The organism is Fuerstiella marisgermanici (assembly GCF_001983935.1).
Classification (GTDB): Bacteria; Planctomycetota; Planctomycetia; order Planctomycetales; family Planctomycetaceae; genus Fuerstiella; species Fuerstiella marisgermanici.
In genome coordinates, this window is the sequence record NZ_CP017641.1 from 6,373,645 (window position 1) to 6,384,398 (window position 10,754).

The 10,754-nt window shown below is 55.8% G+C and carries 7 protein-coding genes; 6 read left to right on the forward strand and 1 reads right to left on the reverse strand.

All coding sequences use genetic code 11. The features are described 5' to 3' along the window. Positions 1-94: 94 nt before the first annotated feature. The 6 genes from Fuma_RS24005 (at position 95) to Fuma_RS24030 (ending at position 8,983) form a co-directional block, all read left to right on the forward strand. On the forward strand, positions 95-1,051 hold the full coding sequence (locus Fuma_RS24005) for a DMT family transporter (RefSeq protein WP_077026355.1): 957 nt from the start codon (positions 95-97) through the stop codon (positions 1,049-1,051). Then, a complete protein-coding gene (locus tag Fuma_RS24010) occupies positions 1,048-1,503 on the forward strand; it encodes an SRPBCC family protein (protein WP_077026356.1) in 456 nt (151 codons plus the stop codon). Before Fuma_RS24005 ends, Fuma_RS24010 begins: the two co-directional genes overlap by 4 nt. Positions 1,504-1,638: 135 nt before the next feature. Beyond that, positions 1,639-2,202, forward strand: coding sequence for an ECF-type sigma factor (locus Fuma_RS24015; protein WP_077026357.1), 564 nt, complete (start codon positions 1,639-1,641; stop codon positions 2,200-2,202). Between the two features lie 204 nt (positions 2,203-2,406). Next, on the forward strand, positions 2,407-5,865 hold the full coding sequence (locus Fuma_RS24020; protein WP_077026358.1) for a protein kinase domain-containing protein: 3,459 nt from the start codon (positions 2,407-2,409) through the stop codon (positions 5,863-5,865). A gap of 761 nt (positions 5,866-6,626) precedes the next feature. Beyond that, entirely contained in the window at positions 6,627-7,727 is a 1,101-nt protein-coding gene (locus Fuma_RS24025) for a PEP-CTERM sorting domain-containing protein (RefSeq protein ID WP_145944347.1), read from the forward strand. Positions 7,728-7,834: 107 nt separating this feature from the next. Then, positions 7,835-8,983, forward strand: a complete 1,149-nt coding sequence (locus Fuma_RS24030) for a hypothetical protein (RefSeq protein ID WP_077026360.1) — start codon at positions 7,835-7,837, stop codon at positions 8,981-8,983. Between the two features lie 489 nt (positions 8,984-9,472). Here Fuma_RS24030 and Fuma_RS24040 read toward each other — a convergent pair whose 3' ends face one another. After that, the gene (locus Fuma_RS24040; protein WP_077026362.1) at positions 9,473-10,702 is read right to left on the reverse strand and encodes an ISL3 family transposase; all 1,230 of its coding nucleotides are present in this window, start codon (positions 10,700-10,702) and stop codon (positions 9,473-9,475) included. Between the last annotated feature and the right edge of the window lie 52 nt (positions 10,703-10,754).

Consider the following 10,754-nt stretch of genomic DNA (forward strand, 5'->3'; position numbering starts at 1 on the left):
CAGCGCCCTGCGCGTGTCACACAAAGGTGCTCATGGATTGCGGCGGAAAGCTGAGTACAATCCGCATTCGAGTTCCTTCACGACTGGACCATCCTTGAATACTTCCACGACGACAGCCTCCATTTCTACTTCTGCGCCGCGCAACGAAGGCGCGTCTCTGTGGCCTGACGCATCATTGCTGGGAGTCGCGTTCATCTGGGGCATCAACATTCCGATCATGAAGATCGGTCTGGACCAGATGACGAACGTGTATGTGTTCAACGCGATCCGCCTGATCATCTCGTCGCTGGTGCTTGCCGCGCTGGCCATGCGAGAACGCCGTCGCGGCATTCGCCCGAACGTGACACTCCCGCGACGCAAGATCATCATATACGCGATCATCGTGTCCGGGACGTACCAGCTTCTGTTCCTGTTGGGAATCGCCCGCACGACGTCCGGCAATACGGCGCTGATCATCGCCACAGTGCCCATGTGGACAGCACTGCTCGCTCGCGTGTTTCTTAACGAAAGACTTGTGCGGCTGGCCTGGTGCGGGCTGATCATTGCTCTCGCCGGAACCGTCATCGTCGCGTTGCAGAAGGGTGACGTCAGTGCCGGAACGGAACACTTATACGGCAACATCTTCATTCTTGGAGCGGCACTGGCCTGGTCCACCGGAACCGTCTACAGCCGCCCCATGCTCACTCAGATTTCACCCATGCAGTTGTCTGCGTCGGCGGCCGTGATGGCACTGCCACTGCACGTCGTATTTGCGTATGGCGGCTACACAGACGCAGTCCCTGCGCTGCAGTCGGTGAACCTGTGGTTGATTCTGATCTATTCCGGTGTGCTGTCGACGGGGCTGGCGTTGCCAATGTGGAATTTCGGCGTCCGACATGCCGGGGCGGCTCACGCGTCCATCATTCAAAACCTGATTCCATTGATCGCGATTGTGGCGGCATGGTTTAGTCGCGACGAAGCGATCACAACGCCACAATTGTTCGGCGGCGCGCTCATTTTAAGCGGTCTGATCATCATGCGGTTGGGGCGAACGAAAGCGGCATCACGATGAAGGTCTTCGATTTCCGCTTCACAGTTGACGCTCCTTTGGCCGCAGTCTCGGCATTCCATCACGAACCCGGCATTCTGAAAACGCTGACCCCGCCATTGATGATCATGCAGGTGCATCGGTTCGATCCACTGGCGGAAGGGTCGATCGGTGAATTCACAATGTGGATGGGGCCAATTCCAGTTCGCTGGAAGGCTGTCCACTCCAACGTCAGCGAAACCGGCTTCACGGATACTCAGGCGGAAGGCCCGATGAAGACATGGGTCCACACGCATTCGTTTCACGCGATCAACGAAAACACGACGGAAGTCCATGAGCACATCGAATTCGAGCACCACAGCGGGCTGAAGGGTGTCTGGTCGCGGATGCTGTTCCCCAAACCGGGCTTGCTGGCCCTGTTTACGATTCGAAAAATGATCACTCGACGCGAAGTTGGCAAACGCGTCGCAAAATGACGTCAAATCTTCCGGCCAGAATCGGCCCCGGGGTATGCTATTCAGTACTTGTAACCGAGTTGTCGCCGCCCATAATGGACAACGTCATCGTCGCCGATTCGCTCCGTCCGGACTTCCAACTTATAAGCTCGTGAAATGTCCGCCGTTCCGCCACTCCCTCACCCTTCAGCCGACGGACTACTGTCGCTGCTGTATTCACAATTGAGGCAACTGGCGGCGACTCGGATGGCGGCGGAAGCAGGCGACCACACATTGCAGCCGACGGCGTTGGTACATGAGGTCTACTTACGGCTGGCGAAGTCAAACAACACTCAATCCTGGGACGGTGCCGCACATTTCTATGCTGCAGCAGCGGAGGCCATGCGGCAGATTCTGGTCGAATCTGCTCGACGTCGTTGTAGTCTGAAGCGAGGCGGTGACCGGCAGCGACTGGAATGGAACGACGCTCGCCACGCAGGCCTGCTGAAGCCTGATGAGCTGCTGTGCCTGAACGAATCACTGGACCGCCTGGCGGACGAAGCCCCTCGAAAAGCTGAGCTCGTGAAGCTGAGGTATTTTGCGGGCATGTCGCATCAGGAGGCCGCAAAAATTCTCAACATCTCTCGCGCGACGGCTGACCGCGATTGGGCTTACGCAAAAGTCTGGCTGTTAGCCGACATGACAGAGGAGCATCGGACGACGGAAAATTCAATGACATAAAGTATGCACCGGCAGGGATGGTGTTGAATGCTTTAGAGCAATTTACGTTTTGATGTGGACGGTTCGGGCTCGTGGGAACCGACCCACGTAGGACAAAAAAACGATTTCCGCGGCCACAAGTCAGCGTGAAACGCTGTAGCGCCAGAGTACTCACAACACGACAATCCGCAATCGCTTGATCGGACACCCTGAACTAACACAACCATGGCTTCCGAAACGCTTCCCATTGACGAAATCTACTGGCACGCTGCGCAATTGGCGTCCGAACATGAGCGGTCCGAATATCTTGACCGCGTGTGCCAGGGCGACAAGTCGGTGCGCGCGCGTCTGGACCGGTTGCTCGATCTTCAACCGCAGGCTGAGCAGTTTCTTGAGGCGTCAGACCCAACGACGCCGTTGATCGATAACAGTCCCGTTGAGGCGGCAGGGGCGGTGATCGGCAATTACAAGCTGCTGGAACAAATTGGCCACGGCGGCATGGGTGTCGTGTACATGGCCGAACAAACCCAGCCGGTGCGGCGCAAGGTGGCATTGAAGATTCTGAAGCCGGGCATGGACACCCACGAAATTGTCGGTCGATTCGAACAGGAACGACAGGCGCTGGCGATCATGGATCATCCCCATATCGCTCGCGTGTTTGATGCCGGCACGTCACCGTCCGGACGACCGTTTTTTGTGATGGAACTTGTCCGCGGTGTGTCGATTACAAAGTACTGCAAGCACCAGCAGCTAAACAGTCAGCAACGTCTGCGATTGCTGGTGCAGGTTTGTTATGCCGTTCACCACGCTCACCAAAAAGGCATCATTCATCGCGACCTGAAACCCGCGAATGTGATGGTCGAACTTCATGATGTCACGCCGGTACCGAAGGTCATCGACTTCGGCGTTGCCAAGGCTATTCATGGACGTTTGATCGATCGCACCCTGTTTACAGGCTTTGTGCAGATGATCGGTACTCCGCTGTACATGAGCCCCGAGCAAACCGAACTGAACGCGCTGGATGTGGATACTCGCAGTGACGTGTATTCGTTGGGCGTGCTGCTGTACGAACTGTTAACCGGCAGCACGCCGTTCGACCGGCAACGAATTCGCGAAGCTGGTTACGACGAAATTCAGCGGATCATTCGAGAAGAAGAACCGCCTCGGCCCAGCACGCGAATTAGCACCCTGAATGCCAAAGGCGCGTCGACCGTCAGCGCAACTGTGGACAGCGGCGTTCCGGGTTTCGCCAAACGACTCCGACACGAACTCGACTGGGTCGTGATGAAGGCGTTGGAAAAGGATCGCACGCGGCGTTACCAATCGGCCAGCGAACTGGCCGCCGACATCGAACGATTTCTGGATGATGAACCCGTTCTGGCGAAACCCCCGTCGCTAACATATCGACTTGGAAAACTGGCTCAGCGAAACCGAGCAGCTTTGACGTTGTTCGTCGCCGTCGCGGCGGCATTGTTACTGGGAACAACGGTCAGCATCTGGCAGGCAATGAGAGCCATTGTCGCACTAGAGCTGGCCGAGGACCGCGCTGAGATTGCGGTACGCGCCTGGGCAGATGCAAAGGTGCAAAAATCGCGAGCGGACGCGGCTCGCATGCAGTCTGACGAACGTTTGTATGTGGCCAACATGAAGTTGGCGTCCGATGCAATTCGCATCGGCGACGTCCCTCGAGCAGCCACGCTATTGGAACAGCATCGTCCGGATGCCGACAGTATCCGGAACCCCAGGTTTGAATGGCGTTATCTGAATCGTCTGATTGATGTGCGACCGGACTGGCGTACGAACTTCGGCACGTGGGGTCAGTGTGCGCGATTGTCCCCGGACGGAACTCTACTAGCGGTCGCCGCACGCGACGGCAGCGCTCAGGTTTGTGATGCAAGAACCGGCAAGGTGCTGCAGCGCTTCGGGTCGTTGTTTGAATGTAACAGCGTGGCATGGTCGCCGGACGGTCGCCAAATCGTGACGGCGTCCGGAGACGGCGCGGTGCGTTTTTGGGGTGTGGAAGTTTCTACCACAGTGAAATCGTCACTGCTGTCGAAGCTTGTTTCGGCATTCACGGATCGCCCAATACTGACCATCGCCGCTCATCACGAACCGATCAATGACGCGATTTATACGACGGACGGGCAGACGCTGATCACCGCTGGTGACGACAGCCTGATTCGATTGTGGAACGTGCAAACCGGCGAAGCACTGGCAACGCTGACTGGCCATTCCCGGGAAATCCAGCAGCTGGCTGTTTCGCCAGACGGGGCATGGATCGCGTCCGCCAGCAGTGATGACACAGTCGCTGTCTGGGACGCCCAGACCCACCAACAGCGTTTTGCACACGCGTCATCACGAAATCCGGCGCGCATGGTGTGCGTCGCTTTTTCACCAGACGGAAGCCTCGTCGCAGCCGGAGACATCGACGGCAACCTGGTGCTGGGGGACATCAAATCAAAAAAATGGACGCAGGCGAAACTCGTCGACGGCATCGAAAGTGTCGCGTTTCTTAACAACCCGCTGCGCGTCATCACGGGTGACCGAGGTGGCTCGGTCCAGCTTTGGGAATTGACGCGAGAACTCGATAAGACTCCAAAAATATCCTCCACTCCGCTCGCCCGCTGGATCGCGCATCAGGGTCGAGTTCAGTCGCTGGCCGTGGATCAACATTACGCCCAGGTCATCACAGGCAGCCGAGACAACACGGTTGCAGCATGGTCAGTCGAAACATCAACCCCTGCCTGGCGCCGACCCAATGCCGAGGACTTCTGCATGGTGTCTGACGACGAAATCGTGGTGTGTGGGCGTGAACTGAAGCTTGTTGACGTGCGGTCGCGAGAAACAAGAGATAACTTCCTGCCATCCGAGACAGGTTGGGAACTGATTAGAAAATCTCGCGACAGACCACTCATTGCGGTCGCCAGCAATCACACAGTCGTGGTTTATGACCTGGCAAAAAATCAGGAAATTCTGCGTCAGGATTTCACATCGAAAATCCATTGTCTCGCAATTTCGCCAGACGGAAACCGCATCGCCATGGCGTGGTGGGACCAGCGAGATTCGATCGACGTACTGAACGTCGCCGATGCGTCGCGCGTCATGCTACCTGCGCGTCAGTGCAACGCTTTGGAGTTTTCGCCTGACAGCGTTCGCCTTGCGGTTGGACATATGGACGACGTCTTTGTGCATGATCTTCGTCGCCGCTCAAATGACGCGGCCGCGCCGATTAGCGAATTGAATTCGAACAGCTCCAGTGATGTTGGGCAGGCCGAGTCACACCGCCGACCTTCCGTTTTGCATCTGATGGGCCATGATTCAACTCTCACCGGCTTAACGTTTAGCCGTGATGGATCGCGGTTGGCAACTGTCAGTTCCGATCGACATCTCATGCTGTGGGACGCGGTCACAGGTGAAAGAATCGCGTCAGTCCCCGCTCACCACGCGGACGCCATCGCTGCGACGTTTTCCGCCGACGGACTGACAATTGCGACCGTCGGCGAAGATGGAGCCGGACGGCTATGGCACACGGCAACGCTTCAGCCATTGCTGGAACTGGCATTGCCAGGCGACACCCACGGCGACCGCGTTGAACTGGCCGCAGACCAGTCGCGGCTGCTGATCCATACAAGCGACGATGAGATTATTGTCTACGATACGAAGGCCCCGCAATATCCCCAATAGTCTCCCACCGCGTGTGGCACCGATTGTGATGTCACTACCGAGGCGTTTGGGTTGCCAGGCGAATCGGAGTCCCAGCGATTCTCAGCTCGCATGTGCTGAGGTCCCAATCAGGGCTCAACATGCTCAAGCATATCGCTGGCCAATGTTCTTTCTACAGCAGCAAAAACGCTTTCGGCGCCGAGTCAAACCCGGACCGCCTTTCGCATAAGCCATCAACGACTGATTCTTGCGCCAACCACTGACGCGAACTTCACGCTCCGTATCAGGCAAGGTTCATAATTTCTGTCCGGATAAACGCTCGCAGAATTCACGGTGAAGACTGTGACCGGGCGGGATAACGTAGTGACTCGCCAGCATTGAATGACGAGTCCATGAATCCACAACGGCAACTACAGTATCGCGGTCCACCTGCTAAACGTGCGTCCACCAGGTATGCCGTTCGCCGAGTAACGATGTCGAAGCGACGTTGAATTTGCTGAAGGCTGACGCGGGTAGAGGACGGCTCGATCGGGCTCTGTTATCCCATTTTCCCAACAAAAATCGGTGCCTCCGAGGAGCCAATAAGCGCCGGTTTCGCGATTGCAGAAAAGTTTCTGAATTTCTTCCGTTCACATGAGGCAAACCGAATTCGCTTCACGCATTGAAGGTTGAGGTCCCACAGGAATTGACCGCGGATACTCGAATTACACCTGAAGTCATCGCTTCGGGTGCCGTTCATCGCAGCGAAAGCTGCTTTCCTTCAAATTTTGGTGCCTGTTCACATGTCCACTAATCGCTGCTTAATTTTTGCGTTTGGCTTACACTTGGTTCTTTCCGTCCCATTGAATGCCGACGTCATCACGACCGGGCGGCTGACGACTCGGATTGACGTAAGCCCTGATTCTACGAATGTGGATTTCGACAACACCCGTGAAATCGACTATCCGATTGCAGGAACGGCAGCGCTGGGCGACAGCCTGTTTGTACCTGGCAGGGATGATCTGGTGGTCGGTGGGTCAGTTTCGCTGCGGGCCAATTCCCAGGCTTTCGCTGTCAACTCCAGTGCTACCACTCCGGCAAGCGTTGTGGCGCAGGGAGATGCAATTTTGCTAATTCGCTCAGACGAAGACACATCTTTCCACGCTCGTGTCTCTGCGCCGACCCGAGCAAGGTGGCATTGGCAATTGGAATCGCAGGATGACAGCGGATTCTGGACGTCCGTTGATTCGCAGGGTGGCAACAATGCACAGGAGATTTTTGCCCAACTGGCATCGGGCGTCGATTATCGAGTGACCATGACATCGGGGTTCAACATCAGTTCTGGAAGTGCCCTAACGCGGTCTGATCGCACAAACTGGCTATGGGGTTTGGATAGCTTGCCTGGAACGACAGTAGATAACCCGCTGTTACCGATCATCGATTCACCCGACGGATTCATTTTTGACGTTGCCGCCGATCCGAACGAAACTCTGTTTATTGATCCCGTCGTCGCAACCGGATACACGTACAAGACGGACGCCACGCCATTTCGCTCAGTGTTGGTACCAACCGCATTACCGGGAGGTGATAGCGAATTTGATCTGATTGTCGATGGCAACACCTTCACATTACTTGCTGGCACGGAGTTTGATTTTACAAGCATCAATCCGTTGGGTCTGACCGAGTTCATGATTCGTGGAATTGACGAAAGCGAAATGTTGGACCCCAATGATCCGACGCTGTTCGTCACCGGGCTGGGCTTTGTCAACAGTGGCGCATCGACCGTAACGATGACTCCGTTTGTTACTGCGACCGTGCCTGAGCCATCATCATGCGCATTGTTGGGATCGATCCTCTTCGGATGCCTTGTATTCCGAAATCGCCGACGTGCCGAAAGCCGGTAAGGAAAGCGAGCTGAGAGACGGTGCGACGATCACCATTTGGATTGTCGAAGCGCAGAATCCACACATCCCGCGACACGACGTCGCGGCACAAGTGGCTGAGGAAAAAGATGGCCTCAACAATTGATCAGTCAACAGTTAACGAAGGTGCCAAAATGAAGTCCATGCAGATTGTGTTGAGTCACCTACTCGTCGCCATACTTACAAATTCGGCCGTGCAAGCGGAAGAATTTCATGATCCCGACTATGGATTTCGATTCACCGTGGACGACGACCAGTGGAAGCCTGTGCCAATTCCCGTAGCCACGCTGGGTGAACCTCTGACCGTGCTGTCGAACGGGCCGCAGGGGCAGGCCATCGCTGTTGTCTTTGTCAGGTCGCAGGAAAAATCAGAATCAGTGACAGACGCTCGGCTGAAGTCGCTGTCCGAAAAGCTGGCTCGCATTGGCAGTGCAGTTCCCGGAGCAAAGATGGACAGCAACAAGGTTGAAGAAATTGCGGGACGAAAAGCGATTTCTTTTCGAGTCACCGCGCCGGGCACGGGAATAGCCATCGGCGGCGGGCAAACGCCGACGACTCAGCATTGGCTGGCGTTTCCGCGCGGACAGGATTTAATCGTCTTTCAGGTCACGGCGGCCAACGATAAATTCGACGCAGCTTACAAAGCCGTGCGAGCCATGGCGGAATCCGCGACGTTCGAAGACGCTCGTCCCAAACGCGACAAACCAACCTACGACGACGACAGCATCGGACTCAGCGTAACGTACCCCGCATCACCGTGGATCCGTGGCGGCTTTGAACTGGGCGATTTTATCGTGCCTGGCTATGTGCTGCGACTGTGGTCGGCACCGTCATCGACCGCCACGACCGCCACGACCGGCGACCGTACGACCAGTTACGCCAATCGGCTGGCCATGTTCATGCAGTTTCCGGGCCGAGCCTACACGCCGCAGGAACTGCTCAATCTCAGCATTCCGGGCCTGACGAGCACCGGAGCAAAAGTCCTGGAGAAAGACGTGCGCAATGTTGCCGGGAAGAAGGCCATGTGGCTGTTGGTCGAAGGCAAAAGCAAAACCGGTTCGAATTTGACCGGTCAGGGCAATGTAGCGACTCGCCAGCTATGGATAGCGATTCCCCGAATCCACAACGGCAACCACAACATCGTGGTCTTCCTGCTAAACGCCCCGTCCACCGACTACGCCGCTCGCGTGCAGGACGTCGAGGCAATGTTGAAGACGCTGAAGGTTGAGTCGGACTGAGAACGGCTCGATTCCCCGCATTTCCGCCAATTTCCCTGCAAAAAGCGGTGTGTCCGAGGGCTCCGTATGCGCCGGTTTCGCGATTGCAGAAAAGTTTATGAATTTCCTGGGTTCACATGAGGCAAACCGAATTCGCTTCACGCATTGAAGGTGAGCCACCACTGGAATTGCCCCGCGGGTGCTCAAATTACGCCTGAACTGATCGCTTCGGGTGCTGTCCGTCGCGGCGAAAGCTGTCTTCCTTCAAATGCTGATGCCTGTTCATATGTCCATGAAATCATTTCTTCGCAAGCTCCGCACATCACGAAAACAACGCCAGTACCGGCGGCAATTAACGACTGAGCGTTTGGAAGAACGCTGTTTGCTGGCAGCGGACATTTTACTTTCGAACGATTTTGTCCTCGAGAAACTTGTTGTTGATTCTCCCGTCGGAGATCTGACTGCGGTCGATCCGGATGGAACAGTCCCTTATACCTGGTCCATCCGGGATTATTGTGGGTAGAGGTCGAGTCCTCCGCAGTAGAAGAGGATGGCGGTTTTGAAGTTGTCGCGGTTTCGGTATCCGCCGACTCTTCGTTTGATGGCCATGATTTTGCTGTTCATTCCTTCGGCGACGGCGTTTGTGATTCCGTGAGTGCAGTAGCTCACCACATTGGCTAAGCGTTCTTTGATCGTGCGAGCGACTTTCTTCATTGGCTCCAGCTTTGTGTGGATGACTCGCTTGTACCAGTCATTGAAGAACATCGTGGCCTCTGCCGGAGTGTCATGAACCCAGAGGTCTCGCAGCATTTCCTTGTAGGCCCACGCTTTGCCCGTGAGTAACTCTGCCTTCCATGCGGCATCAAAGCGTTCCTGCTGTTTCTCGGTAAGATTCTCCTGGCCTGAAAGCCACAGATACCGAGTTCCCGTCAATCGATCATCGCCTTCGGCGCGAAGCTTCTTCTGCTCCGACCGACGGACCTTGTCGACGGCTTCGGTCGCCAGCTTCATGATGTGAAAGCGGTCGTGCACAATCTTCTGTTCGGCCAATGCAATGTTGCCTTTGGTGCTCTTGACGTATGCGGCACTCATGTCCATCGCAACCGCCTCCACAGACTGCTTTTCACTGTCTGAAAGCTGATCGAAACAGGCATCAGCGGCTGCCGTGTCATGACCATCGGAAATCGCTTCGACAGTGCTCTTGTCCAGATCGTAGATCAGCGTGATGTAGTTGTGTCCTTTTCGAAAGGCTTTCTCGTCGATGCCGATTCGAGGGAGGTTCTTCGATTGTTTGCGATCCTTCCCGCGAGCCACCGCCTTCTGCAGAATGTGCCACGATTCATCCCATGAGATCCCCAGAATGCTGCACGCCCCTTTCACGGTTTGTGTGGCCAGAAGAACGTCGATGGCGAAGCGTTCAAAGAACAATGAGAAGCGGCTGTTCTTTTCCGCCCAGGGAAGCCTGATCTGTTTGACGCCATGATCCGGGCACTTCACGCGAGGCGTGCGGGCATGAAGGATGGTCGCAAATTGCATCGTGTCCAGATGCCGCCATTGGCGAGACTTCGTGTGGTCATAGCACGGCAGCTGCCTGTCGCAATCCGGACAGCAAAAAGTTTCGCCCTCGCCATGTTCGACGAAAACGTCGACCTGTTGAGCTTCCATATCCAGCTGAACGTCCGCCACAAACCACGGCCCCGTCAGTCCCAAAATCTGTTCGTAAAAGTCTGTTCCCTGCATCCCACGAAAACTAACGAATTAACGCCTCACCCACAAAGAACCCGGATGGACC